This window comes from Paracoccus sp. R86501 (assembly GCF_042466435.1).
Lineage (GTDB): Bacteria > Pseudomonadota > Alphaproteobacteria > Rhodobacterales > Rhodobacteraceae > Paracoccus.
On sequence record NZ_JAXHPZ010000001.1, the window covers coordinates 1,546,561 to 1,572,895 of the forward strand.

The 26,335-nt window shown below is 64.2% G+C and carries 32 protein-coding genes; 1 reads left to right on the forward strand and 31 read right to left on the reverse strand.

The window, feature by feature from the left end; translation table 11 throughout:
- Nucleotides 1–17 precede the first annotated feature (17 nt).
- From SJY40_RS07530 to SJY40_RS07665, 28 genes are all read right to left on the reverse strand, one after another.
- Nucleotides 18–446 carry an NlpC/P60 family protein gene (locus SJY40_RS07530; RefSeq protein WP_378944534.1) on the reverse strand — a complete coding sequence of 143 codons (429 nt, stop codon included), beginning with the start codon at nucleotides 444–446 and terminating at the stop codon, nucleotides 18–20.
- Nucleotides 439–1,272, reverse strand: coding sequence for a DUF2163 domain-containing protein (locus SJY40_RS07535; RefSeq protein WP_378944537.1), 834 nt, complete (start codon nucleotides 1,270–1,272; stop codon nucleotides 439–441). The genes SJY40_RS07530 and SJY40_RS07535 overlap by 8 nt, the downstream gene beginning before the upstream one ends.
- The gene (locus tag SJY40_RS07540) at nucleotides 1,269–1,901 is read right to left on the reverse strand and encodes a TIGR02217 family protein (RefSeq protein ID WP_378944540.1); all 633 of its coding nucleotides are present in this window, start codon (nucleotides 1,899–1,901) and stop codon (nucleotides 1,269–1,271) included. Before SJY40_RS07540 ends, SJY40_RS07535 begins: the two co-directional genes overlap by 4 nt.
- A gap of 14 nt (nucleotides 1,902–1,915) precedes the next feature.
- Entirely contained in the window at nucleotides 1,916–2,581 is a 666-nt protein-coding gene (locus SJY40_RS07545; RefSeq protein ID WP_378944542.1) for a phage tail tape measure protein, read from the reverse strand.
- Nucleotides 2,568–2,813, reverse strand: a complete 246-nt coding sequence (locus SJY40_RS07550; RefSeq protein WP_378944551.1) for a rcc01693 family protein — start codon at nucleotides 2,811–2,813, stop codon at nucleotides 2,568–2,570. The genes SJY40_RS07545 and SJY40_RS07550 overlap by 14 nt, the downstream gene beginning before the upstream one ends.
- Complete coding sequence (locus SJY40_RS07555; protein WP_378944554.1) at nucleotides 2,810–3,124, reverse strand: gene transfer agent family protein; 315 nt, start codon at nucleotides 3,122–3,124, stop codon at nucleotides 2,810–2,812. The genes SJY40_RS07550 and SJY40_RS07555 overlap by 4 nt, the downstream gene beginning before the upstream one ends.
- On the reverse strand, nucleotides 3,124–3,537 hold the full coding sequence (locus tag SJY40_RS07560) for a phage major tail protein, TP901-1 family (protein ID WP_378944557.1): 414 nt from the start codon (nucleotides 3,535–3,537) through the stop codon (nucleotides 3,124–3,126). The genes SJY40_RS07555 and SJY40_RS07560 overlap by 1 nt, the downstream gene beginning before the upstream one ends.
- 12 nt (nucleotides 3,538–3,549) lie before the next feature.
- A complete protein-coding gene (locus tag SJY40_RS07565; protein WP_378944560.1) occupies nucleotides 3,550–3,966 on the reverse strand; it encodes a DUF3168 domain-containing protein in 417 nt (138 codons plus the stop codon).
- Nucleotides 3,963–4,289 carry a head-tail adaptor protein gene (locus tag SJY40_RS07570; RefSeq protein WP_378944562.1) on the reverse strand — a complete coding sequence of 109 codons (327 nt, stop codon included), beginning with the start codon at nucleotides 4,287–4,289 and terminating at the stop codon, nucleotides 3,963–3,965. Before SJY40_RS07570 ends, SJY40_RS07565 begins: the two co-directional genes overlap by 4 nt.
- Nucleotides 4,289–4,903, reverse strand: coding sequence for a hypothetical protein (locus tag SJY40_RS07575; protein ID WP_378944564.1), 615 nt, complete (start codon nucleotides 4,901–4,903; stop codon nucleotides 4,289–4,291). Before SJY40_RS07575 ends, SJY40_RS07570 begins: the two co-directional genes overlap by 1 nt.
- A gap of 198 nt (nucleotides 4,904–5,101) precedes the next feature.
- Entirely contained in the window at nucleotides 5,102–6,265 is a 1,164-nt protein-coding gene (locus SJY40_RS07580) for a phage major capsid protein (protein ID WP_378944567.1), read from the reverse strand.
- A 117-nt stretch (nucleotides 6,266–6,382) separates the two neighbouring features.
- The gene (locus SJY40_RS07585; protein ID WP_378944570.1) at nucleotides 6,383–6,910 is read right to left on the reverse strand and encodes an HK97 family phage prohead protease; all 528 of its coding nucleotides are present in this window, start codon (nucleotides 6,908–6,910) and stop codon (nucleotides 6,383–6,385) included.
- 3 nt (nucleotides 6,911–6,913) lie between these two features.
- A complete protein-coding gene (locus tag SJY40_RS07590; RefSeq protein ID WP_378944573.1) occupies nucleotides 6,914–7,144 on the reverse strand; it encodes a hypothetical protein in 231 nt (76 codons plus the stop codon).
- A 4-nt stretch (nucleotides 7,145–7,148) separates the two neighbouring features.
- On the reverse strand, nucleotides 7,149–8,333 hold the full coding sequence (locus SJY40_RS07595) for a phage portal protein (RefSeq protein ID WP_378944576.1): 1,185 nt from the start codon (nucleotides 8,331–8,333) through the stop codon (nucleotides 7,149–7,151).
- Nucleotides 8,334–8,417: 84 nt separating this feature from the next.
- A complete protein-coding gene (locus tag SJY40_RS07600) occupies nucleotides 8,418–9,764 on the reverse strand; it encodes a DNA-packaging protein (protein WP_378944579.1) in 1,347 nt (448 codons plus the stop codon).
- A complete protein-coding gene (locus SJY40_RS07605) occupies nucleotides 9,715–10,122 on the reverse strand; it encodes a permease (RefSeq protein WP_378944582.1) in 408 nt (135 codons plus the stop codon). Before SJY40_RS07605 ends, SJY40_RS07600 begins: the two co-directional genes overlap by 50 nt.
- Before the next feature lie 231 nt (nucleotides 10,123–10,353).
- On the reverse strand, nucleotides 10,354–11,001 hold the full coding sequence (locus tag SJY40_RS07610) for a phosphoribosylanthranilate isomerase (RefSeq protein ID WP_378944585.1): 648 nt from the start codon (nucleotides 10,999–11,001) through the stop codon (nucleotides 10,354–10,356).
- A 3-nt stretch (nucleotides 11,002–11,004) separates the two neighbouring features.
- A complete protein-coding gene (locus SJY40_RS07615; RefSeq protein ID WP_378944588.1) occupies nucleotides 11,005–11,400 on the reverse strand; it encodes a lipopolysaccharide assembly protein LapA domain-containing protein in 396 nt (131 codons plus the stop codon).
- Between the two features lie 60 nt (nucleotides 11,401–11,460).
- A complete protein-coding gene (gene ihfB / locus SJY40_RS07620; RefSeq protein WP_072297885.1) occupies nucleotides 11,461–11,745 on the reverse strand; it encodes an integration host factor subunit beta in 285 nt (94 codons plus the stop codon).
- Between the two features lie 229 nt (nucleotides 11,746–11,974).
- Nucleotides 11,975–13,654: a 30S ribosomal protein S1 gene (gene rpsA, locus SJY40_RS07625; protein ID WP_378944591.1), complete on the reverse strand. Its 1,680-nt coding sequence runs from the start codon at nucleotides 13,652–13,654 to the stop codon at nucleotides 11,975–11,977.
- A gap of 188 nt (nucleotides 13,655–13,842) precedes the next feature.
- Nucleotides 13,843–14,634, reverse strand: a complete 792-nt coding sequence (locus tag SJY40_RS07630; protein ID WP_378944594.1) for a metallophosphoesterase family protein — start codon at nucleotides 14,632–14,634, stop codon at nucleotides 13,843–13,845.
- Nucleotides 14,631–15,593, reverse strand: coding sequence for a diacylglycerol/lipid kinase family protein (locus tag SJY40_RS07635; RefSeq protein WP_378944597.1), 963 nt, complete (start codon nucleotides 15,591–15,593; stop codon nucleotides 14,631–14,633). Before SJY40_RS07635 ends, SJY40_RS07630 begins: the two co-directional genes overlap by 4 nt.
- Nucleotides 15,594–15,671: 78 nt before the next feature.
- Nucleotides 15,672–15,872: a formate dehydrogenase subunit delta gene (locus SJY40_RS07640; RefSeq protein WP_378944600.1), complete on the reverse strand. Its 201-nt coding sequence runs from the start codon at nucleotides 15,870–15,872 to the stop codon at nucleotides 15,672–15,674.
- The gene (gene fdhD, locus SJY40_RS07645; protein WP_378944603.1) at nucleotides 15,862–16,686 is read right to left on the reverse strand and encodes a formate dehydrogenase accessory sulfurtransferase FdhD; all 825 of its coding nucleotides are present in this window, start codon (nucleotides 16,684–16,686) and stop codon (nucleotides 15,862–15,864) included. The genes SJY40_RS07640 and fdhD overlap by 11 nt, the downstream gene beginning before the upstream one ends.
- 3 nt (nucleotides 16,687–16,689) lie before the next feature.
- Nucleotides 16,690–19,626 (reverse strand): formate dehydrogenase subunit alpha, encoded by a 2,937-nt coding sequence (gene fdhF, locus SJY40_RS07650; RefSeq protein WP_378944606.1) that lies wholly within the window; start codon nucleotides 19,624–19,626, stop codon nucleotides 16,690–16,692.
- Nucleotides 19,623–21,131 carry a formate dehydrogenase beta subunit gene (locus SJY40_RS07655; protein ID WP_378944609.1) on the reverse strand — a complete coding sequence of 503 codons (1,509 nt, stop codon included), beginning with the start codon at nucleotides 21,129–21,131 and terminating at the stop codon, nucleotides 19,623–19,625. The genes fdhF and SJY40_RS07655 overlap by 4 nt, the downstream gene beginning before the upstream one ends.
- Nucleotides 21,128–21,598 (reverse strand): formate dehydrogenase subunit gamma, encoded by a 471-nt coding sequence (locus SJY40_RS07660; protein WP_378944612.1) that lies wholly within the window; start codon nucleotides 21,596–21,598, stop codon nucleotides 21,128–21,130. The genes SJY40_RS07655 and SJY40_RS07660 overlap by 4 nt, the downstream gene beginning before the upstream one ends.
- Before the next feature lie 85 nt (nucleotides 21,599–21,683).
- Complete coding sequence (locus SJY40_RS07665) at nucleotides 21,684–22,571, reverse strand: LysR family transcriptional regulator (RefSeq protein ID WP_378944615.1); 888 nt, start codon at nucleotides 22,569–22,571, stop codon at nucleotides 21,684–21,686.
- Nucleotides 22,572–22,659: 88 nt separating this feature from the next.
- Between SJY40_RS07665 and SJY40_RS07670 the strand changes: the two genes are divergently transcribed.
- Nucleotides 22,660–23,295 (forward strand): alpha/beta fold hydrolase, encoded by a 636-nt coding sequence (locus SJY40_RS07670; RefSeq protein WP_378944617.1) that lies wholly within the window; start codon nucleotides 22,660–22,662, stop codon nucleotides 23,293–23,295.
- Here the strand turns inward: SJY40_RS07670 and SJY40_RS07675 are convergent.
- Genes SJY40_RS07675 through SJY40_RS07685 form a run of 3 tightly spaced genes read right to left on the reverse strand, consistent with a single transcriptional unit; the run spans nucleotide 23,292 to nucleotide 26,331 of the window.
- Nucleotides 23,292–24,317 (reverse strand): ABC transporter substrate-binding protein, encoded by a 1,026-nt coding sequence (locus tag SJY40_RS07675; RefSeq protein ID WP_378944620.1) that lies wholly within the window; start codon nucleotides 24,315–24,317, stop codon nucleotides 23,292–23,294. The two genes, SJY40_RS07670 and SJY40_RS07675, sit on opposite strands and share 4 nt — an antisense overlap.
- The gene (locus tag SJY40_RS07680) at nucleotides 24,287–25,669 is read right to left on the reverse strand and encodes a sensor histidine kinase N-terminal domain-containing protein (RefSeq protein ID WP_378944623.1); all 1,383 of its coding nucleotides are present in this window, start codon (nucleotides 25,667–25,669) and stop codon (nucleotides 24,287–24,289) included. Before SJY40_RS07680 ends, SJY40_RS07675 begins: the two co-directional genes overlap by 31 nt.
- Complete coding sequence (locus SJY40_RS07685; protein ID WP_378944626.1) at nucleotides 25,666–26,331, reverse strand: response regulator transcription factor; 666 nt, start codon at nucleotides 26,329–26,331, stop codon at nucleotides 25,666–25,668. The genes SJY40_RS07680 and SJY40_RS07685 overlap by 4 nt, the downstream gene beginning before the upstream one ends.
- Nucleotides 26,332–26,335: the final 4 nt, after the last annotated feature.

Below are 26,335 nucleotides of genomic sequence, written 5' to 3' on the forward strand. Positions count from 1 at the left end.
TCCTTTGTTGGAATAGGTCAGGGAAAGCGGAACCGCGCGACGACGCGTGACCTCCAAGGTCGCGTCAGCGGGCTTTCGATGACCCCATGATAGGTATAGGCGTGCAGAAAGCGCGCCTCGGCACCGGCCTGCGACAGGATGCCAAGGTGCTTGGCAATCGCGCCTTGCCGCATGCGAAACAGCAGCACCTGACCGATCTGCCAGTCGTCACGATCGAGGACGGGCAGCAGATGACGCATTGCGGCGTCCTGCAAAACTTCGGTCCCTCCGCATTCTGCCCAGTCCGCGGTATAGGCGGGTGTCACCTCGGGTTCGGCCCCGTGGATCTGACGCCAGACACCCCGGATCAAGCCAAGGCAGTCTGCGCCGCACCCCATGACGCTGGCCTGATGAACATAGGGCGTCCCCAGCCATTCGCGCGCCGCATTCACCACTGCCTCACCCACGACGTGACCCTGTCTGCGGGGCCATCAGCCAATCTTCGGGCGGCAGATGCGGAAAGCCCCGGAAGTTCAGGAAATTGTCGAACTTCAGCCGGCATGTCATGGCCGCCTTGTCGCATCCTGCGGTCAGCTTCACCCGGTTGCCCGGAACCGGCGGAATGGGCAGCGCTGCCCACAATTCGATCGTGCGACTGCCGTCTTCATGGGCGGTATCATTCTTGATGACGGCGCGAAGGCCCTCGGCATCGCCGTCGACGACCAGCAGCTGTCCCTGTTCAAACCAGTCGCCGGCAAAGCGTGGGAAAGTGGCAAAGGTGAAGACGCGCCCATCCTGCACGTGTTGCACCAAGGGCTGCGTGGACAGAACCTCGCTGTCCAGGTTCACCCTGCAGGCACCGTCCCCCAGTCGCGCCGCGCAACGCGGATGATAGACCCGGCCTTGCGGCGCATTCAGCCGGTCGGACAATCCGCGCAATTCGGCGCGGAAGGCTCCATTGGCGCGCGTCACTTCACCCAATGTTCCGCTGAAGACCAGGTCCCGCCGCGACACGTCGGACCAATCGATGTTCCACATCTTCAGCTCTGCATCGTCCCAACGACCGGCCATCAGGTCGCGTTCGGTGATGGCGTCATCGTCCAAAGCGCCGGAAACTTCGGTATTGTCCACCCCAAGGCCGGTCGCTTGCGCAATTGCCTGCGCCGTCAGACCTACATCAGGCCGATAGGTGGTGCCGCCGAAGGACAGCGACGTGTCGTGATCGGTAAAGCCAAGGGTCAGGCCGTCACTGCGCCGGACCGACCAGGCCCGCGCGATTGTCGTTGTCGTCATAGCCGCACCTCGATGACAGGAATATCCGGGACCTGTCCCGCCTGGAACGAAGCGACCGACACCGCGATACGATCCGTATCAAAGCGCACCGGAACGTCGAATTCGTACCCGGCCGAGACCTCGGCCCCCGTTTCAGGCGCTTCATCGAAGATGATGATGCCCGTCGCATGATCCACCTGATAGTTGGTGCCGACGAAGACCTCAGCACCCCCGATCCCGGCGCGTACGGTGTTCAGCACCGGCTTGGTGATCGGCCGATGATAGACGGTCCCACCCGAACGATAGCCCTTGGTCAGCTGGAACCTGCGGGTCTGGCCGTCGCCCGTCCCGATCACCTGATCGCTGAAGATCGGCGCAACCGAGGGAAGGCAGCTTTTGTGATCCGACCAGTCCTTCCAGCGGAACCCATGCAGCTGACCAGCCCGAGCCTCGAAAAATGCGATGACAGCGCTCAGATCGTCCAGCGAACGCAGCCCCATACCGGCGTCAAAACGGCGGCGGGCGTGTGCCCAGGGCGTGTTGCGTTGCTCGAACCCGTTGGCCATCGAAACGATCTCGGTCCGCCGCTCGGGCCCCCCGATGGCGCCGAACGACAGGCCTGCGGGAAATCTCACCTCATGGAATGCCATGTTCCTACCTCGTTTCAGCTGTTGCGGTCGCCGCGTGCAAGCACGCGCGACATCTGGGCGGCGATCTGCGACTGGCTGCGCTGAAAGCCCGCGACGTCCGGTGTCTGGATGTTGAACGTCATGTTCACCGCCCCGCCGCCACCCGCCGCCGCAACGCCCAGCTTGCCATCGGCACCGCGCTGCAGCGGCATGATGGCCTCGGGGCCCGCCTCACCCATCAAGCCGGTTCCGCCACGCATCGGAAAGGCCGTGGGACCGCTGGCGATGCCGCCGACCGCCGTGCTGCGGCCTTGGGAGAACGCACCGCCCTTGGCAAAAGGCGTCATGGCCTGCCCGAAACTGCCGCCACCCAAGACCGAGGCCATCCCCCCGGCCAATGAACCTGCCAGCGCGCTTTCCACCGGCTTCATCGCAATGGAATAGACCGTATCTGCCAGCGATTGCCCGATGGACTTCAGCGCATCCGACAACTTGCCGCCATCCAGTACCAATCCGTCGATGGCGCGCCCCAATCCACGCTCCAGCCCGGACGACAGCGTCGTCACCTCGCGTGAGGTGAACAGCATCGACTGGCGCAATCGGCCAAGTTCCTTTTCGAATTCGCTGGTCATCTGGGCGTTTCGGCCCAGATCCTCCTCCAGCAGGTCCAACGAGGACCCCACGTCGTCATTCAGCGCCATCCGACACCCCATCCGGTTGCGCCGACACGTCCCTCTGCACGGGCATGTCGGGAAATTTCGTCAACAGATCTGCCAAGCGATCACGTGTCATGCGGGCAGGTGCCGGTTCGACGCCCAGCATCAGCGCCAGCTCGGAGGGCGTCAGTTGCCAGAACTGGTCGGGCATCAGCCGCAGATCACGCATTCCAGCCCGCATCAGGCCCGGCCAATCCAGCGTCGAACCGGCCGTCATGCGACGTCCCGGAATGCCAGCGCGATCAGCTGCGCGGCGGCGCGGGCGCCCGCCAGCGGCCCACCCTCGATCTGCTGATCCAGCAGATCATCCGCGGTCCCTTGCCAGCCGCCGCCCTGCAGCCCCGCCACCAGAACGGCAACGATATCACCACTAGCGAAACGCCCCTCCTCCAAACGCCGGACCAGATCGGCCAAGCTGTCTTCGGCCAGTTGCGCTTCCAGCAATGCCAATGCGCCAAGGGTCAGCCTCGCGACATGCGTCTGCCCGTCCAGGACGACGGCGACCTCTCCTCTCATGGGATTGGCCATCACATCGCCTCGAACAGCAGCACGCCCGCCGACGCCATCGAGATCTCATAGGTCGCTTCGCCGTCATGGGTGCCCGCGTAGTCCAGCGATGTGATCTGGAAAGGCCCGGACACCTGGCCAAAATCGGGAATGACGATCTGGAACTGCGGCAGTTCACCGTCGAAGAAGACCTGCCGTGCACGACCGTCGCTGGCCTCGTCACGGAAGACCCCCGACCCCGAAACCGAGGCGCTGCGAACGCCCGCTCCGCCCAACAGCTCGCGCCAGCCGCCTTCGCTTTCCATGCTGGTCACGTCGATGGTTTCGGCGTTGAACGACAGGCGCGTGGCGCGAAGGCCCGCCACCGTCTCGAACGATCCATCGCCCAGCATATCCATCTTGATCAGAAGGTCGCGTCCATTCTGTACTGCCATGATCCTGTCTCCTCAGATCTGATCGATGCGCGCGCGGAAGGTCAGATCGACCTGACGGGCGGCACCGTTTTTCAACCGACGCGCCGAAGCGCGCAGAAACTGCAAACCCGCCAGCTGCCCACGCGACAGCTGCAGCGGAACATCCTCGAGCGCATCGGCCACGGCCACGGCCGCAGCCTTGACTGCCCCGAACCCCGCGCCATCGCTGCCCGACATCACCGAGATGATGAAATCATGTCGCGACCCACGTGCCGTCGCATCGCTAAGGTCCCGCACATCCTCGGACCCAAGCGAGACATGCACCCCGCTTGGTGCCTCGACCGGCATGGCGTCGAAAATTGCGTCGCCTACCAGATCGGCCAATGCCGGGTAGGCACGCAGGTGTTGATAGACTGCCGCCTGAAGGGCGACGCCTGCTCCGTAACTCATGTGGGATTCTCCTCTCGGGCATGACAGGTCAGAAAGGCCCCTAATGGGTCGCGCTCGGCCACGGCCTCGATCAGGAACAGGCGGTCGCCCATGCGAAAACGCTGCCCTGCCTTGGGCCGCCGCGTGTCGCCGACCGGGGCTGCCCGAACGGTGATGCGCCACCGCACAGCACTGATCGCGCCGTCTTCGCGCCCCGAGCTTGCGTCCATCTGTGCCCACAGCAAACCAAGCCGCCGCCATGTCGTGGCATAACCGCCCAAGCCGTCGGCAACACGATCAGGCTGTTCAAGCGCCAGTTGCGTCGTCAGGTTCGGCTCGGCCATCAGCGCCACCCCTGGTTGCCGCGTCCGGCCAATGTCCTGACCGCGCGCCATTTCTCGATCAGCGCGCTGACACCGAATGGCAGCGCCTGGCGCAAGCCGTCCTGGCTGCGGTCATCGTAATATCGCGCCGCCAGCAGGATCACCGCCTGCGCCAGATCGGCGGGCACCTGCGCCCAGCTGTCGCCGAAACCTGCGACGAAGCTGACCGTCACGCTGCCCCGGCGCGGCACATGCGGCAGCACCACACCCGTAGGCAGCACGACCGGCCGCTGGCTGTCCGGCACCAGCCGCCAGCCCTCGGGGGCAAGCGATGTGATCGTGCCGTTGCCATCGTCGATCTCGATCTTCTCGACCGAATGCACCGGCGCCAGCGGCAGCGATTGCCCCAGCCTGTCGCGCCAGTCGTCCAGCTGCATCCGGAAGCGCCGCTTCAGCAGCACCTTACCTGTCCTCGCTTCGATCGTTGCAATCGCCGCGCGCAGAAACCCGGTCAGCGCTGCCGTTTCCGCAGCATCGTCAGGCCCTTCAAAGCCCGAGGCCAACCGCAAATGGCCGCGCAGCGCCGCGACGGGCAATGCCTCTGCCGCTGGCGCCGTTTCCTCTATCAGCATCATCTTGCGAACCTCCTGTCCTGCCGTCCGCACATCTCCACCAGGACACATCCCCCAGGCCGGGGGATGATCCGTCTTCAAAGGTTCACGAAAGAAAAGGGACGCGCCCGAACACCGGCCATCAGCACGCGCGGACAGTTGCTTCACCGGTATGACCGGCGACGCGCGCGCCCCTCTCCCCTCACCTGTTCCCCAAGGGGATCAGGTGAACTGCAGCAGCTTGACAGCGCGGAAATCGGTCACGCCGCCGCCGACACGCTTGGTGGCATAGAACAGGACATGCGGCTTGGCGCTGAAGGGATCGCGCAGCACGCGCAGGTCGGGACGTTCGACGATGGTATAGGCCGCGTGGAAATCGCCGAAGGCCACCGATTTCGAGTTCGCGGCGATATCGGGCATGTCCTCGCTGATCAGCACCGGATAGCCCAACAGCTGCGGCACCTGACCGACGCTCAGCGCATCGCTCCACAGGAAGCGACCGTCGGCGTCCTTCATCTTGCGGATGCGGGCCGCCGTCTTGGAATTCATCACGAAGGATGCATTCGCACGATATTTCGCGCCCAGGCCATAGATCAGGTCGATCAGGCAGTCAGCCTGATTGGTGGCGGCGAAATCGCCCGCCTTGCCGGTCAGCACGGTGCCGATCTGGTTATCACCCGCCGCCGCATTCAGCGTGGTCGGATAGGACAGGAACCCCTTGGGCTTGTCAACGCCATCGCCGCTGACAAAGGCCGCGGCCTCGGAACGTGCGAACTTGTCGGCGATACGCTCGGCCAGCCAGCCCTCGACGTCGAAGGCCGCATCATCCAGCAGACGCTGGCTGGCCTTGGGCATGGCTGAAAGTTCATGCACCGGAATGGAAATCCGCTCGATCCCGCCAGCCGCACCTTCGACGGCGGCCGCTTCCGTGGCCCAACCGGCACCCATGTCGCCCTTGTTGACCAGCACCTCATAGGCGGCGCTCTCGATGGTCACGACATTGGCCAGACGGCGCATTGAGGAACCGCCCAGCAGAACCTGCTGAACCGATGCCGCCACCGTGGGCGCGGCCAGGAAACTGCCGTCGCTGGCGACCGTCAGGCCCTTTTCCTCGATGGCCAGACCGCGCAGGCCGTCATCGTCACCGCTGCGCAGATATGCGTTGAACGCCTTTTGATGGGGCACCTCGACCTCGGCGGTTGCCGAAAGGGGGGCGCGGCCACGCAGGGCAGTTTTGCGATCGATCATGGTCATACGGTGTTCCTGTGCATTGAGTTTGGTCTGGATGTCTTCACGAAAGCCCTTGAGTTCATCGACGAACCCCATCATGGCCCCGCGCAGATCGGCAGGCATGTCGCCGCCGCCCGCGGCTTTCACCTCGGTCATGGTCTTCTCCTCGTCATGATGATCAGGGCGCGGCCGCCCCTTTTGCCGGACCGGGCCGCTTGGGGCAGGGTCCGAACCTGAACGGGAGGCGCGTCAGACGCGCATCCCAGAAACCTGTCAGCCGCGCAGCGCGTCGGCGGCGGCTGTGAAAAGGGCTGCGACCTCGCGCAGGTCGTCGGCGTCCTTGCGGCCGACCTTCGCCTCGGGCAGCATCGGGAAGGTCACCAAGGACACCTCCCACAGCTCGACCTCGGTCAGGACGCGGGCGCCCTTCTGGTTGCGCTCGGCGCGGATGGTGCGATAGCCGATCGACAGCCCGTCGATCGCGCCCGCCTGGATCAGTGCAGCCGCCTCGCGCGCCTGCGCCACCTCGGGCAGCAACCGGCCTTTGACCCACAAACCCGCATCGTCTTCGCGGATCTCGTCCCAGACACCGATGGGACGGGTGGGATCGTGCTGCCACAGCATCCGCACCTTGTCGCCTTTGCCTGCCAGCCGCGCCAGTGACGCCGAGAACGCCCCCTTCGCGACCGCATCACCACCCTGATCGGTCAGGCCGAACAGGCTGGCATAGCCTTCGATCACCTGTCCGTCGGACAGCACGGGCGCACCGCCCGCGAATTTCACTTCCAGCCCTGGAACCATCCTTCAGCCTCCTCTTGGTGCATAATCCAAAATCCCCTGAACGGCCTGCGTCAGGATCACGGCAACGACGCCATAGACGGTCATCCACAACCGCCGCTCCAGCCCCTCGATCATGGCCTCGATCCGTTCCAGCCGGCGCTCGACCTGCCCGAACTGCAGCGCCATGATCCGTTCCTGCGCGTCGATCCGCTGATCCTGCCAGAGGCTCTCGCTGACGAAACGCGAGCCCTCCATCCGATCAGGCCCCATCCATGGGCGGCAGACCCAGCAGGCTGCGCTTCTCCGCATCGGTCAGGAAATCCGCCGCCGCGATCCGTGCCCACTGCTGGTTGCGATCCTCGGCCAGCGCCGGGATCTGGTCGGGGTCGGGCCGCAGTTCCAACTCCTCGCCCAGATGCTCGGACAGCCACCATGCGACCGATGCCGCCACCCGCGTCGCCAAAGGCAACACCGTTAGGCGATAGAACGCCCGATGCGCCTCGGCGTAATTGGCATAGGTCGCATCGCCAGGTATCCCCAGCAGCATGGGCGGCACGCCAAAAGCCAAGGCGATTTCGCGCGCCGCCGACAGCTTGGTTTCGTGGAACTCCATATCACTGGGGCTGAACCCCATCGGGCGCCAGTCCAGTCCACCCTCCAGCAGCATGGGCCGACCGGCGTTGCGCGCGCCTTGGTGGTTCATCTCGATCTCGCCGACCAGTCGATCATATTGATCCGCGCTCAGAGTGCCCTGCCCGTCCATCCCCTTATAGATGATGGCCCCGCTTGGCCGCGCCGCATTGTCCAGCAATGCCTTCGACCAGGCCGAGGCGCTGTTGTGGACATCGAACGCCACCGCCGCCGCCTGCATCGGCGACAGACCGTAATGGTCATCCACCGGATGAAAACTCTTGATGTGGCAGATCGGATCGGGGCTGCCCGTCATGTCGAACCGGTGCTTGCGCCCGCCCACCGCATATTCATAGGCCACCGGCCAGCCATCCGCGCCGGGCACAATCGTCATCCGGTCTGCCCGCAACACATGCAGTTCTTCAGGCAGACCGGCGTCATTCAAGCCGACGGCCTCAAGATAGCCATTGCCCGACAGCAGCATCTGCCCGAACAGCGCCTCCATCAACTCGGCCCGACCCTGCCCCGGATTGGGACGGCGCAGCAGGTCGATCACCGGGTGAACCTCGAACCGCTGGTCACGGTTTGCGCAGATCAGCGGCACCGCCGCCGCCGCCTCGGCGATCAGCTTGACCGAGCGGAAGCCCACCGGATTGCCGACGAACCCACCGCGCGTCAGGCTGCCCGTATCGCGCGCCGACCAGACCGTCCGCCCCGCACCGCTGGCAAAGGCCACGACCCGACCCGTGGCACTCGCCTTTCTCTCAGGCACGGTCTGGGGCTTGCCCTCCCGTGAAAACATCCGAAACGCCATCTTCGCCTCCGTCGTTTGACATGAAAAAGGGCCGACCCGCAGGTCAGCCCCCTTTTCCTCGTTCGATTTCCCGCGGCCGTTCCGTTAAAGCCGCCGCATCTGCGGACGCCGCCAGCTTGCTGCCGGTTCAATCATCAGCTCGTGCATCGCCCAGACCATCGCATCCAGCCGGTCCGGACTGCCGCGCCCTTCAAAGCCGCGAACCGTCATCTGACACATCTGATTTTCCAACGGTCCCAGACTACCCTGCCGCGCATGCTTGATGCGCCCCTGCTCATAGAGCGCGGCCACAGGCTCGGCCCGCAGCCCCTTGCCCCGCGACGCCCGCAGCGCCTTGAAAGGCACCAAGGGATCGATCTGCCGGATCACGCTTTCCACCATGTCGCCGCCTTGGTTGACCTCGGCGACCAGACGCTCGGCCCCGTGCCGGTCCATGGCTGCAATCGCCGCTTTGGCCCAATCCGAAGGCCCGCCCCTGACGCTCGCATCCTCCAGCACATAGGCCCGCCAGTCGCGCGGCTCGCCCTGCGCCACCACACCCGCCACGATGATCCCGCATTCGTCGCTGGACTTTCCGTTCGTCACCGAAGGATCGACCGCCACGACGATCCGGTCCAGCTTGGGCAGCTGATCGACCCGCGCGCCCTCCACCATGGCGGTGGTCCACAGCGCGCCTTCGATATCGTCCAGCAGCACGCCGTCCAGCTCCTGCCGCCCCAACCGCGTCCCGCCATAACGGCTTTGAACCTCGGCCAGAAAACTCTCGGCCAGATAGGCGCGGTTCGCATCGGTCGGCGCATGGGTCACAACCGTCGAGGCGTTACCCAAGAGCCGCTTCAGCACACCCACGTTGCGCGGTGTCGTCGTGATCACCTGCTGCGGATGCGAGCCAAGCCGCAGCGCGAATTGCAGCATGTCCCAAACATCCTCGGCCTTCTTCCACTTGGCCAACTCATCGACCCAGGCCGCGTCGAACTGCGGGCCGCGCAGCGCCTCGGGCTCATGCGCGGAATAGACCGTCGCCGTTGCCCCATTGGCCCAGACCAGCCTGCGCCGCCCGGCCTCCCAAGTGGGACGGCGATCGGGGGGCGAACAGGCCAGGATGCCGCTTTCGCCAAAGATCATCACCTCGCGGACCTGATCGAAGGTTTCCCCGACCAAGGCCACGCGATGACATTTCCCCGCTGCATCGGCAGTCGGCCCTTCGACCATCTGCCGCACCCATTCGGAACCGGCGCGGGTTTTCCCCGCGCCGCGCCCCCCCATGATCACCCAGCTTTTCCAGTCGCCCGCAGGGGGCAACTGGTGGGGCAAGGCCCAGAATTCGAACAGCCAGGGAAGGCTGCCCAAGGCGTTTTCCGAAAGCCCGCCAAGGAAGGCTTCAACCTCCTCCGGCCCGGCGGAGGCAAGCCAGGCGGCGCCCGATCTCATCTCGCGCTGCGTCAAGGTCAAGGCAGCCTTCGGCGACCCCGCCCGCGATCTCTCTGCGAAGTTTGTCAACCTTGTTCCTTTCCGCCATCAGCAGCTGGACCGCCTCGCGGGCGGTCTTCGCGGTATCCATGGCCTTCTTCAGCTTGGCGGGATCGATGTCCCCCGATTTTGCCGCCACAAGCTCGGCCTGATGCCCCCGAAGGTCCTTGACGTAATCCCAGAACAGCCACCGCAGGACCGAAAGCTCGTCCTCGTCGGCGGTGATCTCGGGAAACCGCAGCTCTGCCTTTTCCGGCAGAGATCCGGCCACGAAAGGACCTTCGAGGGTCTTGCCCTCGCACCATTCCATATCATTCATGCAAACTGTCCCGCCCCGTGTCCTGTCCGCACGAGCCGAAAGACGAAAAAAGCGGCCCAAGGTTTCCCTTGGCCGCTTGCCCATCTCTCCCAGCATGTAAAAGTTCTACCTTAGGCCGTTCGCAAAGTCAATTCATAAACCCAAGGTTGTGCCGCCGCATTGCATAGTCTTTTAAAAACAGTTACTTAACCGCGCAACACCCGCTGCGCACGCAGCGCAACACATATGGTTTTACGCGGCAACATCACCCGTTGCCGCCGCAACAAAATCCGCGACAAGCTGCAATTCCTTAACCCCCGGTGCCAATTCCACGCCCGAACTGACGTCGACAACCGGCGCGCCCGTCAGCCGAACAGCCTCGGCGACATTTTCAGGCGTGAGGCCACCCGCCAGCATCCACGGACGCAACCAGTGCCGCCCGACCAGCAGCCGCCAATCAAAGGCCAACCCGTTACCACCGGGCAGATCCGCACCTTTCGGCGGCTTGGCATCCACCAGCAGCATATCAGCAACCAACCCATAGTCCGTCAGCGCCGGCAGATCATCCGGTCCGCTAATTCCTACGGCTTTCATCACCGGCAGTCCGGTCAGCACCTTGACCTCGGTCACGCGCTCCGGAGTTTCCGAACCATGCAGCTGAATGATGTCCAGCGGCACCTTCGACAGGACTTCCTGCAGCAGGGTGTCATCCGGATTCACGAACAACCCGACCTGCGCAACCCCGACCGGGACCAGTTTTGACAACTCAGCCGCCATTTCGGCTGTCACCGCACGCGGCGACTTCGGGAAAAACACGAAGCCGACGAAACGCACTCCGGCTTCGACGGCTGCATGGACATGTGAGGGCTGGCTCAGCCCGCAGATCTTGACATCAGCCACGGCTCAGCGAGCCGCCGGCAACTGTGCCCGCCCCGAGGCAGGACGCTTGGCCGCAGGCTGATCCAGAATTGCCAGAACATCATCACGCGGTGCCGCGTGGTTTTCACGCAGCTGCCCGACTTCATTTTCAAGTTGAACGACCTTGCGATCACGCTGACGAGCCACTTTGCGGATCTTGGCTTCGCGCATCCATTCCCAGACCAACCCCGCCAGCATCCCAAAGGCGAACGCCACAAAGATCACCAGGAACAGCGGCACCGCCACCGACCAGGTTCCGCCCAAGAATTGACCAAGGTTCGCCGGGAACAGCGACAAGGTCACCACCTGACGGTTCGCCAAGGCGACGGCAACAAGAATAAGGGCCAACAAAGCCACGAAGATCAGACGGATAAAGCGCATGGGCGGTGTCCCTTGAATTGTCCCGCCCGGTCCGACCAGGCTTGTCCCCTTTTACGACGCTCAGGCGTCGCCGTTCAACCTGTCACGCAACAGCTTGCCGGTCTTGAAGAAGGGAACATGCTTCTCCTCGACCTCGACGGCCTCGCCGGTGCGGGGGTTGCGCCCCACCCGACTGTCACGCTGCTTGACCGAAAATGCACCGAAGCCCCGCAATTCGACCCGGTCGCCCCGTGCCATCGCGTCAATCACTTCTTCAAATACAGTATTCACGATCCGCTCGACATCACGACGGAACAAATGCGGGTTCTCGTCAGAAATCATCTGGATCAGTTCGGAACGGATCATACCTTCCCCCAAATAGATGCGTTCTTCACGCCGCATGGCGCCCGGAACCGCATAGAGGGTCATCGCCCCCGTCAGCCCGCTCAACGCGACACAGAAGTCACTGGTTTCATAGCGTTGCCAGCTTTATCCCATTGGCGCAAGGCGGATGACAATGGCGCATGCATATCAGGCATAAAAAAGCCCGCCCCGGACGAACCGGGGCGGGCAATCATTCAACCGTCAGGCTGGATCAGTTCTTGCTGCCCAAAGCGGCGCCAAGAATGTCACCCAGCGACGCGCCCGAATCCGAGCTGCCATAGGTGTCGATCGCTTCTTTTTCTTCAGCGATCTCACGTGCCTTGATCGACAGACCCAGACGACGGGTCTTGGTGTCGACGTTGGTCACGCGTGCGTTGACCTTGTCACCGACCTGGAAGCGCTCGGGGCGCTGGTCCTGGCGGTCACGGGCCAGATCGCTGCGGCGGATGAACGACTTGACGCCGTTATACTCGACCTCGATGCCACCCTCTTCGATCGCGGTGATCTCGGCGGTGATGATCGAGCCGCGCTTCACGCCGTCCACAGCTTCCGCCATGCCTTCGTTCTCAAGCGACTTGATCGACAGCGAGATACGCTCTTTCTCGACGTCCACGTCCTGAACGACTGCCTTGACGACGTCGCCCTTGCGGAAGTCCTGAATGGCGTCTTCGCCACGTGCATCCCAGCTGATGTCCGACAGGTGAACCATGCCGTCGATGTCGCCGTCCAGACCAACGAACAGACCGAATTCGGTGATGTTCTTGACTTCGCCTTCGATGACGGTGCCGGTCGGGTGGGTTTCGGCAAAGACTTCCCACGGGTTGCGCATGGTCTGCTTCAGACCCAGCGAAACGCGACGCTTGGCTTCGTCGATCTCCAGAACCATCACTTCGACTTCCTGCGAGGTCGAGACGATTTTGCCAGGATGGACGTTCTTCTTGGTCCAGCTCATTTCCGAAACGTGGACCAGACCTTCGACACCAGCTTCCAATTCGACGAAGGCGCCGTAATCGGTGATGTTGGTTACGCGACCCTGATGGACCAACTCGATCGGGAACTTGTCCGCAACGGTATCCCACGGATCCGCCTGCAGCTGCTTCATGCCAAGGCTGATACGGTGGCTGTCCTTGTTGATCTTGATGACCTGGACCTTGACGGTCTCGCCGATCGCCAGGATCTCGGACGGGTGGTTGACGCGACGCCATGCCATGTCGGTGACGTGCAGCAGGCCGTCAACGCCACCCAGATCGACGAAGGCGCCGTATTCGGTGATGTTCTTGACCACGCCGTCAACCGTCTGACCTTCGGTCAAGTTGGCGATGACTTCTGCGCGCTGTTCGGCACGCGATTCTTCAAGGATGGCGCGGCGCGACACAACGATGTTGCCACGGCGACGATCCATTTTCAGAATCTGGAACGGCTGCTTCAGACCCATCAGCGGGCCGGCGTCGCGCACGGGGCGGACATCGACCTGCGAACCGGGAAGGAACGCAACAGCGCCGCCCAGATCGACCGTGAAGCCGCCTTTGACGCGGCCGAAGATGGCGCCTTCGACACGCTCTTCGTCGCCATAGGCTTTTTCCAGGCGATCCCAGGCTTCCTCGCGGCGGGCCTTTTCACGGCTGATGCTAGCTTCGCCACGGGCGTTCTCGACGCGGTCCAGATAGACCTCGACTTCGTCGCCGACGCTCAGGTTGGCGTCTTCACCGGGGTTTGCGAATTCTTTAAGATCGACGCGGCCTTCCATCTTGTAGCCGACGTCGATGATGGCCTGGCCTGCCTCGATGGCAATGACGCGGCCTTTGACAACCGAACCTTCGTCCGGGGTGTCGATCTCGAGGCTTTCGTTCAGAAGGGCCTCGAACTCCTCCATAGTCGCTTTAGCGCACATGCGTGTTCAGTATCCTTTGTGTGTCTTTTACTGGCCTGACGGTTGGCTCCGCCGGTCTTTATGATGTCGGCCCGGACAACGACAAAGGGTCGAGGCAAATGCCCGACCCGTCTGTAAGCGGCCTGTTCTGACCATGTCGCCCGTTTGACTGCGCCTGCTATAAGCGGGTTTTACGCGAAACTCAACGCTTAAACGCGCCGCCACGGCCCGTTTGCCCGGCTATAGGTGGCAATCACCGGCTCTTCGAAGGCATTCACCCCCATGTGCGACACATGGTGTTCGACGTGCAACTCGGTCCCCTCGACGATCAGCAGCGCGAATTCATTCTTGGCATCGCTCAGCCTTGCACATAGCGCCGTGCCCCCCTGAACCTGCAGGATGCGCGGCCAGCGTTTGGTCGCCATGACCTTGTCCACGGCCCAGCGATGCAGATGCCCGCTGAGGACAACATGCACCCCTGCCTCCTGCAGCCGGTCCATGGCCTCCTCGGCGCGGCGGGCGGGCTGCTTGTCGATGCCGGGCAGCTGCTGCATCGGATGGTGCAACGCCACGACATTGGTGGCGGCGGGATCTATGCCCCCGATCACGCGCCCGATCTCTCCGCGCCGGATCTTGCCGCGCTGCCAGGAATAGGGATCGGCGCTGTTCAGCGCAAAGACCCGCGCCTGCCCCACCTGCGCCGTCGGCGTCAGATCGGGGCCGAAGTATTCGCGAAACCCCGCAAAGGGCCAGAACAGCCGCGCGATGGGGTTCAGCAGCGGCACGTCGTGATTGCCCGGCATCAGCATGACCGGCGCGCTGATCCGCGACAGAAAGTCCTGCGCCAGCTGCATCTGTGCCGGCAACCCGCGATGCGTGATGTCACCGGATACGACGACGATGTCGGGCCGCAACGCCTCGATCCGGTTCAGCAGAGGTCCGATCAACTCGCTGCGGTGAAAGCCGAAATGCAGGTCGCTCAGATGCAGGATCCGGGTCATGCGCGACCCTCGGTATCGGCGGTCTTGTTGCGCCCGTCGGCGGGCAGCAGTACCTTCAACGCTCCGTGCCGCACCTTCAAATCAAAGGGACTGCGCAGCAGCGTCTTTTCCCCGTCATGCGCCACCAGCTGCCGCGTCTTGGGCGTCCGCATCTGCAGCCGATCCGTCAGGATCAGGTCAAAATCGCTGTCCTTGGCGCTGTGCCCCATGGCCAATCGCAGGGCCGATCGCATCAGCGGCAAGGGCTGACGCGCCTTGGCGATAAGAACGGCGAACTTGCCATCACGGATGGCATCCGCGCCCTCCAATCCGAAACTGTCCAGCTGATAGGCACTGCGCGCGACAAACACCAAGGCGCTGGTGAACTCACGGTCCTGCCCATCCACATGCGCCACCAACTGCATCGGACGCCGCAGCCGCCGCAGCGCCACCAGCACCGACCAATAGGCCGCAATCCGAGACCGCCCCCAACGTTTGTAAATCCCTTCGCGGGTCTTCAGGATCTGGGGATAGGCACCAAGGCTGACGTTGTTCAGGAACACCAGTTCATTGATGTCCCCCACATCCGTGGCATCGACACGCCCATCCAGTAGGGTGTCCAGCGCGTCGTCGATATCCTCACCCACGCCCAGATCGCGGGCGAAATAATTGAAAGTCCCGCCGGGCAGCACGCCCATCACCACATCGGACCCTGCCAGTGCCGCGGCGACCGCCGATTGCGTGCCGTCGCCCCCCGCCGCGATGACCAGATCAAAGCCCTCGGACGCGACCTGACGCGCCAGACCCGGCAGGTCCGATCCCTTGCGGCTTTGACGCAGCTGATATTCGCCACAGGACGGGGCCAGCCGCCTTTCCAGTTGATCGACCAGCTGGCGATGCTTCTTTTTCCCCGAACTGCGGTTCATGACCACGCAGACCTTGGCGTGGCCAAGATCGAAAGCGTCCGAATTCTGCTGCATGAAATGCCTGTCCCCGGCCCGTTGGTATATCAGTCACCAGCGCAACACCGGATGACGGGCAAGGGTTGCATCGCGCCCCTAAAGTCGGTCAGCCGCTGCGATGACCGATGGCTTCAGCCCGCCGCCGCCCGTTTCCAGATAGGTCAGCAGCTGCGCCCGCATCCGTGGTTCCCAATAATCCTTCAGATGCGCAGCGATCTTGTCGGCGGCGTCCCCGGGCTGGGTGTCGAAGAAGGTGGCGATCTGGTTGGCCATCATGACCATCTTTTCAGGCGACATCGGACACCTTGGCGTTCAGCCGTTCGGGGTGAGAGAAAAGGTCAAAGCCCTCGCCGCGCGCAAAGGCCGCAACGGTGATGCCCGCGCCTTCGGCCAGTTGCAGCGCATGTGCGGTGGGCGCGGACACCGCAATCAGGATACCGGCACCGGCAATGGCGCATTTCTGCACCATCTCGACCGACACACGGCTGGTCAGCACGAACGCCCCCTGCCCGGCATCAACGCCCTGCCGCGCCATCGCGCCGATCAGCTTGTCCAGCGCATTGTGGCGGCCCACATCCTCGCGCGCCAGGACGATGCCCTGATCCGGGATCAGGAAACCTGCCGCATGAACGGCGCGGGTCTGGTCGTGCAAGGGTTGCCAGTCACGCAACAGATCGGTGGCCCGCGCCACCTGCGCGCCATCTATCACCGGCCCCACGCCCGACAGATCGGGCAGCGACCGCGTCGCCTGATCCAGACTGTCGATGCCGCACAGACCGCACCCCACCGGCCCCGCCATGAAACGGCGACGCGCGGCCAAAGCCTCGGCCCGGTCTTCGGTCAGCCACATCTGCGCCTCGACCCCGCGCGGGTGGTCCATGATCTGCACCGACGCAATCTGCGCCGCATCCGTGACAATCCCTTCGGTCAGCGAAAACCCCACCGCGAAATCGTCCAGATCGGCGGGCGATGCCATCATCACCGCCTGCGTCGTCCCGCCATAGACCATCGCCACCGGCGTTTCCTGCGCCAGAACGCGCCGCACCGGCGTGACGCTGCCGGTGCGGTGATGTGTGGCGTCCACAGGATGGACGGGGGGTGGCAAGGGCATGGTTTACTCCGCGGCTGGCATGATCCGCCGTGACCGTTCGGCCTGCTCGTTATAGCTGGTCTGCCATTCCGACGGACCGTTCGAGGGGCTGACCTGCACGGCGGTGACCTTGTATTCCGGACAGTTCGTCGCCCAATCCGAAAAATCGGTCGTCACCACATTAGCCTGCGTCACCGGATGGTGGAAGGTGGTATAGACCACCCCCGGCGAAACCCGATCCGTCAGCATCGCCCGCAAGGTGGTCTCACCCGCCCGCGACGCCAGCCTGATCCAGTCGCCATCCACCACCCCGCGGGTTTCCGCATCATGAGGGTGGATCTCCAACACGTCTTCCTCGTGCCAGATGCTGTTGGGCGTCCGCCGTGTCTGCGCGCCGACGTTATATTGCGACAGGATACGCCCCGTCGTCAGCAACAGCGGGAAACGCGGGCCGGTGCGTTCATCGGTCGCGATATATTCGGTGATGATGAAATGCCCCTTGCCCGCAACACCGGACATGAAGCCGTCGATATGCATCAACGGCGTTCCCACCGGCGCATCGGCATTGCAGGGCCATTGCACGCTGCCCTGCGTTTCCAACAGCTCATAGCTGACACCGGCGAAGCTGGGTGTGGTGGCCGCGATTTCATCCATGATCTGGCTGGGGTGGGTATAGTGCCAACCCGCCCCCATCGCATTGGCCAGCATCTGCGTGACTTCCCAATCCTCATAGCCGTTCTTGGGGGCCATGACCTTGCGCACGCGGTTGATGCGGCGTTCGGCATTGGTGAAGGTGCCGTCCTTTTCCAGGAAGGACGATCCCGGCAGGAAGACATGGGCGTAATTGGCCGTCTCGTTCAGGAACAGGTCATGGACGATCACGCATTCCATCGCCCGCAGACCCGCCGCGACGTGATGGGTGTCGGGGTCCGATTGCAGGATATCCTCACCCTGACAATAGAGCCCCTTGAAGGTCCCCTCGACCGCCGCATCCAGCATGTTGGGGATGCGCAAGCCTGGTTCGGGGTCGATCTCCACGCCCCATGCGTTTTCGAAGATCGCGCGAACGTCTGGCAGCTTGACATGGCGGTATCCCGGCAGCTCATGCGGGAATGACCCCATATCACATGACCCCTGCACGTTATTCTGGCCACGCAACGGGTTCACACCCACACCGGGCCGCCCGACATTGCCGGTCAGCATCGCAAGGTTCGCAATCGCCATCACGGTTGTGGACCCTTGGCTGTGTTCCGTCACGCCCAGCCCGTAATAGATCGCGCCATTGCCACCCTTGGCAAATAACCGCGCCGCGGCGTGCAGATCGGCGGCAGAAACGCCTGTGACCATCTCGACCGCTTCGGGTGAATGGCGCGCATTGCTGATGAATTCGGCGTAATGCTGAAATTCATCCCAGTCACAGCGGTCACGGATAAAGCCTTCGTCCATCAACCCTTCGGTCACGATCACATGCGCCATCGCGCTGATCAACGCCACATTGGTCCCCGGACGCAGCGGCAGGTGATGCTGCGCCTCGATATGCGCCGAACGCACCATATCGGTCCTGCGCGGATCGACCACGATCAGTTTGGCCCCCTGACGCAGACGCTTTTTCAGACGGCTGGCAAAGACCGGATGCCCGTCGGTCGGGTTCGCCCCGATGATCAGCACCACATCGGTCTGCTCAACGCTGTCAAAATCCTGCGTGCCGGCGGATGTGCCGAATGTCTTGCCCAGACCATAACCCGTGGGTGAATGGCATACCCGCGCGCAGGTATCGGTGTTGTTATTGCCAAACACCGCGCGGGTCAGCTTCTGGACCAAATAGGTTTCCTCATTCGTGCAGCGGCTGGATGTAATCACCCCTGTGGACCGCCGCCCGTGGCGCTTCTGGATGCCGCGCATACGGTCGGCGGCAAAAGCCAGCGCCTCGTCCCAGCCAACCTCGCGCCATGGCTCTTCGATGCTGTCGCGGATCATCGGGTTCAGGATGCGGTCCTGATGCGCGGCATAGCCATAGGCAAAGCGGCCCTTGACGCAGCTATGGCCACGGTTCGCCTTGCCGTTTTTCCACGGCACCATGCGGACCAATTGGTCGCCGTTCATTTCGGCCTTGAAACTGCACCCGACCCCGCAATAGGCGCAGGTGGTGATGACCGACCGCGTCGGCGTGCCCAGCTCGGCCACCGATTTTTCCTGCAAAGTCGCCGTAGGACATGCCTGCACACAGGCGCCACAGCTGACGCAATCGCTGGTCATGAAGCTGTCGGTCGCCATGCCCGCGCTGACGCGGCTGTCGAAACCGCGCCCCTCGATGGTCAGGGCGAAAGTGCCCTGCACCTCCTCGCAGGCCCGCACGCAGCGCGAACAGACGATGCATTTGCTGGGATCATAGGTGAAATAGGGGTTGCTGTCGTCCTTGGGGATATATTGCGGATTGCCCGGCCCTTCGCGCAGCCGCGCCTCGGACTGGCTGCGGGCGCCGACGCCCTTGGGGTCGAAATGGTTGGCACCGGGGGTATAGCGCATGTCGCGCAGCCCCACCTGCCCCGCAGCATCCTGCAATTCGCAATCGCCATTGGCCGAACAGGTCAGACAATCCAGCGGGTGGTCGCTGATATACAGCTCCATCACGCCGCGGCGGATCTTCTGGACCTTGCCGGTCTGGGTCCGCACCACCATACCTTCGGCCACTGGCGTCGTGCAGGATGCAGGCGTGCCACGACGGCCTTCGATTTCGACGATACACAAGCGGCAGGACCCGAACGCCTCCAGATTATCACTGGCGCACAGCTTGGGGACGGTAATGCCGGCCAGCATCGCGGAGCGCATGACGGATGTGCCTTCGGGGACCGTGACCTCGAAACCGTCGACGGTCAGGCTGACCGGCGCACCTTGGCGTGCGGGGGTGCCTAGATCGCGTTCGTCACCGGGCGCAAACTGGGGAATGATGAAATCTTTCATTCGGCGGCCTCCTTGGCGGTGGCGAAATCGTCGGGGAATTGGGTCAGGGCGGACATGACCGGGAACGGCGTAAAGCCGCCAAGCGCGCAGAGCGACCCGTCCTTCATCACCTCGCAGAGGTCCGTCAGCAGATCGGCAGCAGCGGCATCGCCCGCCGCGATCCGGTCGATGGTTTCGACCCCGCGCACGGCACCGACCCGACAGGGGGTGCATTTTCCGCAGCTTTCGACGGCGCAGAACTCCATCGCGAAACGAGCCATCTGCAGCATGTCAGTGGTGTCATCGAAGACCACCAGACCGGCATGGCCGATCAGCCCGCCGTTCTTGTCGAACTCCTCGTATCCCATCGGCGTGTCGAATTTCGACACGGGCATATAGGCCCCCAAAGGCCCGCCAACCTGCACCGCTTTGACCGGCCTGCCACTGGCCGTGCCGCCGCCGATGTCGTTGACGACCTCGTCCAAGGACACACCAAAGCCGGTTTCAAATAGCCCGCCGCGCCGGACATTTCCCGCGATCTGCAAGGTCACGGTGCCGCGCGACCGGCCCAGACCGAAATCGGCATAATGCTGCGCGCCGCGTTCCATGATGACCGGCACAGTGGCCAGACTGATGACGTTGTTGACGACGGTGGGCTTACCCAGAAACCCTTCCAACGCGGGCAAGGGCGGCTTGGCGCGCACGACGCCGCGCTTGCCCTCGAGGCTGTTCAGCAGGCTGGTTTCCTCGCCGCAGACATAGGCGCCTGCGCCGACGCGGATCTGCATATCGAAGGCCCGTCCACTGCCCAACACATCGCTCCCCAGCACGCCACGCTTGCGGGCAATGTCCACCGCTGCGTTCATCACAGCAATCGCGTCCGGGTATTCCGACCGCATATAGACATAGCCCTGAACCGCACCCACGGCCAGACCGGCGATCGCCATCCCCTCGATCAAGGTGAAGGGATCGCCCTCCATGATCATGCGGTCGGCGAAGGTGCCACTGTCGCCTTCGTCGGCGTTGCAGACGATGTATTTGCGGTCGGCAGGGGCATCATGGACGGTCTTCCACTTGATGCCGGTCGGAAAGCCCGCACCGCCCCGTCCGCGAAGGCCACTGTCGGTGACCTCGGCCACAATTTCGGCGCCGATCATGCCGATGGCGCGGCGCAGGCCGACCAAGCCGCCATGCGCCTGATAATCGTCCAGATCCAGCGGGTCGATGACGCCACAGCGCGCGAATGTCAGGCGGGTCTGGCGGGCGAAGAAGGGGATATCCTCGACCCGGCCAAGGCTCTCCAGCGTGCCGTCCAGCAGCGCCGCGACATCGTCGGGCGTCACCGGACCGTAGGCCACGCGCCCGTCACCACGATCGATCTCGACCAAGGGTTCCAGCCAGACCATCCCGCGCGATCCGTTGCGAATGATGCGCACGTCGGGGCCGACCTGCGCGGCGATGGCATCAGCGACTTCGTCTGCACCCAGCGCCTTAGCGGCGCTGTCCATGGGGACCCAGATCTTCATGCGCCCACCTGCGTCATCAGCCGTTCCATCCGTGCATCGTCAACGCGCCCGATCACGCGATTGTCCAGCATCACGGCAGGCCCGCAGGCGCACATCCCAAGGCAATAGACCGGTTCCACGGTCACCGCGCCATCGCGGGTTGTGCCGTGCCAATCGACGCCCAGACGGTCCAGCATCCGCTGCGCCATGGCATTGCCGCCCACCGACTGACAGGCCTCGGCCCGACAGATTTTCAGCGTGTGACGGCCCGCGGGATGATCGCGGAAATCGTGGTAAAAGCTGATGACGCCATGCACCTCGGCGGCACCAAGGTTCAGCAGATCGGCCAGCACCGGCACGGCGGCCTGCGGCACATGCCCCCATTCGGCCTGAATGGCATGCAACATCGGCAGCATCGGCCCCTCCAGCCCCAGCATCGGGGTCACAAGGTCGCGGATATCGTCGGGGGCTGGCGCTTGGTCAAGCATGGCTGGCCTTTCAAAGGTCTTGGGCCGCCAGCAGACACCTTGGTCATTCACAAATCAATATCGCTATTCCGTCAAACGATAGAGGTTATCTATCGACCGCCATCCGCCGCGCCTCGGTCAGCAGCGCCTGCAGGACGGGGGTATGCGGTTCACGCCACGGCGCGATCAGGCCAACGGCGTGTCCGGTGGCCGGACCCTCCATTTCCACCAGCCGCAGGGGTTTGCCTTGGGTCAGAAAGCCCGCGATGTCCTGCGGCAGGATCGTCAGCCACCCCCCCGCCAGCACCTGCGAGACCAGCACCACGGTCGAATTCGACTCGACCATCGCCACAGGCGTCACCCCCGCCTCGGCCAGACGTCGGTTGATGATGCGGCGGTTCTGCATGTCGGGCGTCAGCAGGCACAGCCGCTGCCCGTCCAGCGCGCCCCAAGGCACCGGACCGCCCTGCGCCAGCGGATGCCCTTCGGGGGCGATCAGGGCATAGCGTTCCTCATAGAGCGGCACGGCGCTGACCTTACCCAGCGGTTCATTGTCCAGATAGCTGATGCCCGCATCGACCTGCAGATCGTCGATCATCTGCAATATCTCGGTCGAGGCGCGCGACAGAATGGTAAAGCCGACCTTGGGATGCGCATCTCCGAAGCGCGCCGCGATCCGTGCGGCCCATGTCAGCGCGGTGGGCACCACGGCAATGCGCAACTGGCCCGACAGCCCGTGACGCACGGCGCGCATTTCATCACGCAGCTGGCGGGTGTCGCCGACGATGCGCCGCGCCCAGACCAGCGCCGACTGCCCCTCGGGCGTCAGACCGCCATAGCGCGAGCCGCGAAAGATCAGCAAGACACCCAGCTGCGCCTCGAGCTGCTTGATGCCTGCCGACAGCGTCGGCTGCGTGATGCCCAGTGACGTCGCCGCCCGTCCGAAATGACCTTCCTTGGCCACGGCCAGGAACATCTCCAGCTTGTCGATCATGGCGCCCCCTTTGTCGGGCATAAGGGCCGATGGGGCGGGGCGGGGTCAAGCACTTGCGCATGGGGATCGCAGCGGGCAGACCTGAAGGATGGCGAATATCATCCTGATCCACGGGGCTTGGCATGGCGGCTGGTGCTGGAAAGCGACGGCGGAGGCCTTGCGCGACATGGGGCACCGCGTCGCCTGCCCCGACCTGCCCGATGCGCCAAAGACCACGCTGGCCGATTGCGTGGCCGCCCTGCCCACGATGGCGCGGCCCCTTGTTGTTGGACACTCGATGGGCGGCATGGTGGCCGAGGCGATGACCGCCCCCGCATCAGCGCTGCTGCACCTGTGTTCCTATCTGCCGCTGGCGGGCGACAGCCTTGCGACGCTGGACCGCCTGCTGCCAGCCCCGCCCCGCCACTGGCCGCGCGATGATCTTGGACGGCTGATCCTGCCCGCCGACCAGGCGCGGCAGATGATGTATCACGACTGCCATGACGCGCCGGTCCACGCCCTTCGCCCGCAGCCCGTGGGCCCGATGCGGGACCTGCTGGCCCAGCGCCGCCGGATTACCCGCCACTATGTCATCTGCGAAAACGACCGCGCCATTCCACCTGCCCTGCAACGCGCCATGATCGACCGCGCGGGCGTCGATCATCTCCATCACCGCCCTTGGGGGCATTCGCCATTCCTGTCCGACCCCGCAGGTCTGGCGCGGCTGATCGACAGCATCGCCTAGGGCTGGATCAACGCCGCACGCCATTCCGACAGCAACCCCGCCCGCCGCAGACGGTCGTCATAGACCAGCAGCCCCGCATCCAGCCGGATCGGGCGCAGCTGCGGCACCGGAGGCTCGCCCGTGCCGGCGATCAGCGCGACCCCTGCGCTGTCGGCGATCAAGCGTTGTGCGGAGTCCGACAGCAGATAGGTCAGCAGGTCCTGCGCCCCCTGCGGATCGGGCGCATTCACCGGCACAAGGGCGGACCTGACGATGGCGAAGGTGTAATCCTCGAAGGCCAGCTGGACCAGATCGGGATCGTCGGGGCGGAAGCGCGCGGCATAGCTGGCCACCACGTTATAGGCGATGGCGATGCGCCCCTCGCGCAGTTCGGTGATCATCTGGCCCGAACAACAGAACAGCCGCGCGTTCAGACGACCCATCACCTCGGCCAGACGCCAGAACCCGTCGGATACCTGATCGTCCTGCGCGATCAGGAAATAGCCCACGCCGGACACCTGCGGATCATAGGCGGCGATGCGGTCCTGAAACCGCTCGGGGTTTTCACGCAGCAGGGCGATCAGGTCGCGCCGGGTCCGGGGCACCGGCAGATCGCCCAAGGCCTGGCGCGAGGCCAGCGTCACCACCGGCTCCAGCGCGATGCCCCACAGCTGGTCGCGCCACCGCGCCCAATCGGGCAGCCCCGCTGCCACGGGCGTCACTGATGCAGCAAAGCCGTCATTGGCCAGTTTCATCTGCAGGTCCATCGCAGATGAGATCACCAGATCGAATCGCGCGTCTTCTTCATGGATAGCGGCATAGATTTCGGTCGAGGATGCCTGCACATAGCGGATGCTGCGCCCCGGATTGCGCTCGACGTAATCCTGCAGGACCGGCGCAAAGGCCGCCAGATCGGTCACGGATAGCACCTGTATCTGCGGGGCGTCCTCGGGGCCGAAGACGCGCTGATCCTCGGATTGCCAAGCGGCGGCTGGCCCTGCCAGCGCACAGGTTACGGCAACGGCAAATGCAGCAAGGCGCATGTTCCCCCCTTTTCACCGGGTTTCAGCTGAAAGCGGCCGCGATGGGCATGGGCAACCTCGGTCACGATGGTCAGTCCCAGCCCCGATCCGCCGGTATCCCCGACATTTGCCCCGCGCCGGAACCGCCCGATCAGCTGCGCGGGATCATCCGACAAGCCCCGCCCGTCGTCCTTGACGGCCAGCGTGGCCTCGGTCCCCGTGCAGGTCAGTGTCAGATCGACATAGCCTTCGGGGGCTGCGTATTTGATGGCATTGTCCAGCAGGTTGCGCAGGGCGATCTCCAGCATGCGTTCGTCCCCTTGGATGATGCAGGGGGCGATTTCATGGGTCACGCGGATGTCGCGCATCTCGGCGATGGGGTCGATGGCACGCAGGACGGCGCGGGACAGTGCCGCCAGATCGACCTGCGCGGCGGCATATTGATCGGTGCGATACATCACCATCGCATGATCCAGGATCTGGTTCGCGGACCGGCTGCTTTCACCGATGGCGCGCACCATGCGGCGCAGGCGGATGCGGGTTGCCTCGTCGCTGGTTTCGGCAAGGGCCAGTTCCGCCTCGGCGCGGACCAGCGACAAAGGCGTTCGGATGCGGTGGGCGGCCTCGAAGATGAAGGTCTCGGCCAGTTCCAGCGCGGCGCGCAGGCGTGCGATCAGCCCGTTCAGCGCCCGCAGCAGGGGCGCCAGTTCGCGCGGGGTGGCGTGGCGCACGGGGCGCAGGTCGCGCGGCCCGCGACGACCCATGACATCGGCCAGCGTGCGGATCGGCTGCAACACAGCCTGCGCCGCCAGCAGCGCCACGGGCAGCGCCAGCAGCATGAAGCCCAGGGCGGCCCAGGCCGCACTGCGTGCCGTGTCCCGCGCGATCGCCGCCTGCCCCAGCCGCGTCTGGCCCAAGGTGACCGTCACCGGCTGCAGCCGGTTCTGGATCAGCATCATCCGCCCGACCGAGGCCAGCCGCAGCCGCGCGCCGCGGTAATCGGCACTATAAAAGACCGGGGCCATATCGGTGGCGGGGGTCGGCGGCGGGGGTAAATCCTCGTATCCCGTCACGCCCTGCCCCGCGACCGTCAGCAGATAGAAGATGCGTTCGTCCCCCATCGCCCCCAGCATCGAAAAGGTCGCATAGGGTAGGTCCAGCTCCAACCCCTCGTTGACGCTGCGGATGCCTTCGGTGATGGCGGTGACGGCGGCCCCCAGCACCGCATCCTGCGAGGCCCGCGATGCGCGATCCGCGACCCAGCCCACCACCAGAAACAGCCCCAGCACCAGCACCGCCGACAGGACCAGAAACTGCCAGACCAGCCGCCGGCGCAAGGATACGATCCGCGCGGGATCGAACAGGCGCATCATTCGGGGATCAGGCGATAGCCGACGCCGCGCAGCGTTTCCAGCCGCGCCCCCGATCCGTCCAGCTTCTTGCGCAGGCGGCCGACATAGACCTCGATGGCGTTGTCGCTGACCTCCTCGTCGAAGGAAAACAGCCGGTCGATCAGATGCGCCTTGGAATAGGCCTGACCGGGGCGCGACAGCAGGATCTCCAGCAGGCGCAGCTCTCGGGCGCGGAGTTCGCGAATGTCGCCGCCGACGGTCAGGGTCGCGCCAAGCTGGTCGAAGATGAAGCCCGCGAAATGCCGTCTGCTGTCCACCGCCCCGTCGCGGCGGCGCAGAACGGCGCGGCAGCGGGCCTGCAATTCGCCGAAATCGAAGGGCTTGGTGATATAATCGTCAGCACCCTGATCCAGCGTCATCACCCGATCGCTGACCGAGGCCGAGGCCGTCATCATGATCACCGGCGTATCCCGCCGCGCCGCCCTTTCGCGCACCAGAAAATCGCGCCCGTCGCCATCTGGCAGCGAAATGTCCAGCAAGATCAGATCGTAAGGCGCGGTTCCCAGAAAATGGCTGGCATCGGCCAGCGTCGCCGCATGGTCCACGCCATGCCCCTCCAGCGTCAGCCGCGAGGCGACGGCCTTGGCAAGATCCTCGCTGTCTTCGACCAGAAGAAAACGCATCGGC

What these genes read in the sequence shown, in the direction of transcription:
- SJY40_RS07660 (WP_378944612.1), bottom strand. Translation starts at nt 21,598, where the DNA reads ATGCTTGACCAAGCGCCAGCCCCCGACGATATCCGCGACCTTGTGACC.
- fdhD (WP_378944603.1), bottom strand. Translation starts at nt 16,686, where the DNA reads ATGCCCTTGCCACCCCCCGTCCATCCTGTGGACGCCACACATCACCGC.
- ihfB (WP_072297885.1), bottom strand. Translation starts at nt 11,745, where the DNA reads ATGATCCGTTCCGAACTGATCCAGATGATTTCTGACGAGAACCCGCAT.
- SJY40_RS07570 (WP_378944562.1), bottom strand. Translation starts at nt 4,289, where the DNA reads ATGGCCGAGCCGAACCTGACGACGCAACTGGCGCTTGAACAGCCTGAT.
- SJY40_RS07540 (WP_378944540.1), bottom strand. Translation starts at nt 1,901, where the DNA reads ATGGCATTCCATGAGGTGAGATTTCCCGCAGGCCTGTCGTTCGGCGCC.
- SJY40_RS07605 (WP_378944582.1), bottom strand. Translation starts at nt 10,122, where the DNA reads ATGAATGATATGGAATGGTGCGAGGGCAAGACCCTCGAAGGTCCTTTC.
- SJY40_RS07665 (WP_378944615.1), bottom strand. Translation starts at nt 22,571, where the DNA reads ATGATCGACAAGCTGGAGATGTTCCTGGCCGTGGCCAAGGAAGGTCAT.
- SJY40_RS07560 (WP_378944557.1), bottom strand. Translation starts at nt 3,537, where the DNA reads ATGGCAGTACAGAATGGACGCGACCTTCTGATCAAGATGGATATGCTG.
- SJY40_RS07670 (WP_378944617.1), top strand. Translation starts at nt 22,660, where the DNA reads ATGGCGAATATCATCCTGATCCACGGGGCTTGGCATGGCGGCTGGTGC.
- SJY40_RS07555 (WP_378944554.1), bottom strand. Translation starts at nt 3,124, where the DNA reads ATGGCCAATCCCATGAGAGGAGAGGTCGCCGTCGTCCTGGACGGGCAG.
- SJY40_RS07675 (WP_378944620.1), bottom strand. Translation starts at nt 24,317, where the DNA reads ATGCGCCTTGCTGCATTTGCCGTTGCCGTAACCTGTGCGCTGGCAGGG.
- SJY40_RS07685 (WP_378944626.1), bottom strand. Translation starts at nt 26,331, where the DNA reads ATGCGTTTTCTTCTGGTCGAAGACAGCGAGGATCTTGCCAAGGCCGTC.
- SJY40_RS07630 (WP_378944594.1), bottom strand. Translation starts at nt 14,634, where the DNA reads ATGACCCGGATCCTGCATCTGAGCGACCTGCATTTCGGCTTTCACCGC.
- SJY40_RS07545 (WP_378944542.1), bottom strand. Translation starts at nt 2,581, where the DNA reads ATGGCGCTGAATGACGACGTGGGGTCCTCGTTGGACCTGCTGGAGGAG.
- SJY40_RS07635 (WP_378944597.1), bottom strand. Translation starts at nt 15,593, where the DNA reads ATGCAGCAGAATTCGGACGCTTTCGATCTTGGCCACGCCAAGGTCTGC.
- fdhF (WP_378944606.1), bottom strand. Translation starts at nt 19,626, where the DNA reads ATGAAAGATTTCATCATTCCCCAGTTTGCGCCCGGTGACGAACGCGAT.
- SJY40_RS07550 (WP_378944551.1), bottom strand. Translation starts at nt 2,813, where the DNA reads ATGACGGCCGGTTCGACGCTGGATTGGCCGGGCCTGATGCGGGCTGGA.
- SJY40_RS07565 (WP_378944560.1), bottom strand. Translation starts at nt 3,966, where the DNA reads ATGAGTTACGGAGCAGGCGTCGCCCTTCAGGCGGCAGTCTATCAACAC.
- SJY40_RS07580 (WP_378944567.1), bottom strand. Translation starts at nt 6,265, where the DNA reads ATGACCGAGGTGAAAGCCGCGGGCGGCGGCGACATGCCTGCCGATCTG.
- SJY40_RS07575 (WP_378944564.1), bottom strand. Translation starts at nt 4,903, where the DNA reads ATGATGCTGATAGAGGAAACGGCGCCAGCGGCAGAGGCATTGCCCGTC.
- SJY40_RS07585 (WP_378944570.1), bottom strand. Translation starts at nt 6,910, where the DNA reads ATGGTTCCAGGGCTGGAAGTGAAATTCGCGGGCGGTGCGCCCGTGCTG.
- SJY40_RS07535 (WP_378944537.1), bottom strand. Translation starts at nt 1,272, where the DNA reads ATGACGACAACGACAATCGCGCGGGCCTGGTCGGTCCGGCGCAGTGAC.
- SJY40_RS07680 (WP_378944623.1), bottom strand. Translation starts at nt 25,669, where the DNA reads ATGATGCGCCTGTTCGATCCCGCGCGGATCGTATCCTTGCGCCGGCGG.
- SJY40_RS07600 (WP_378944579.1), bottom strand. Translation starts at nt 9,764, where the DNA reads ATGAGATCGGGCGCCGCCTGGCTTGCCTCCGCCGGGCCGGAGGAGGTT.
- rpsA (WP_378944591.1), bottom strand. Translation starts at nt 13,654, where the DNA reads ATGTGCGCTAAAGCGACTATGGAGGAGTTCGAGGCCCTTCTGAACGAA.
- SJY40_RS07590 (WP_378944573.1), bottom strand. Translation starts at nt 7,144, where the DNA reads ATGGAGGGCTCGCGTTTCGTCAGCGAGAGCCTCTGGCAGGATCAGCGG.
- SJY40_RS07615 (WP_378944588.1), bottom strand. Translation starts at nt 11,400, where the DNA reads ATGCGCTTTATCCGTCTGATCTTCGTGGCTTTGTTGGCCCTTATTCTT.
- SJY40_RS07595 (WP_378944576.1), bottom strand. Translation starts at nt 8,333, where the DNA reads ATGGCGTTTCGGATGTTTTCACGGGAGGGCAAGCCCCAGACCGTGCCT.
- SJY40_RS07640 (WP_378944600.1), bottom strand. Translation starts at nt 15,872, where the DNA reads ATGTCGCCTGAAAAGATGGTCATGATGGCCAACCAGATCGCCACCTTC.
- SJY40_RS07655 (WP_378944609.1), bottom strand. Translation starts at nt 21,131, where the DNA reads ATGAAGATCTGGGTCCCCATGGACAGCGCCGCTAAGGCGCTGGGTGCA.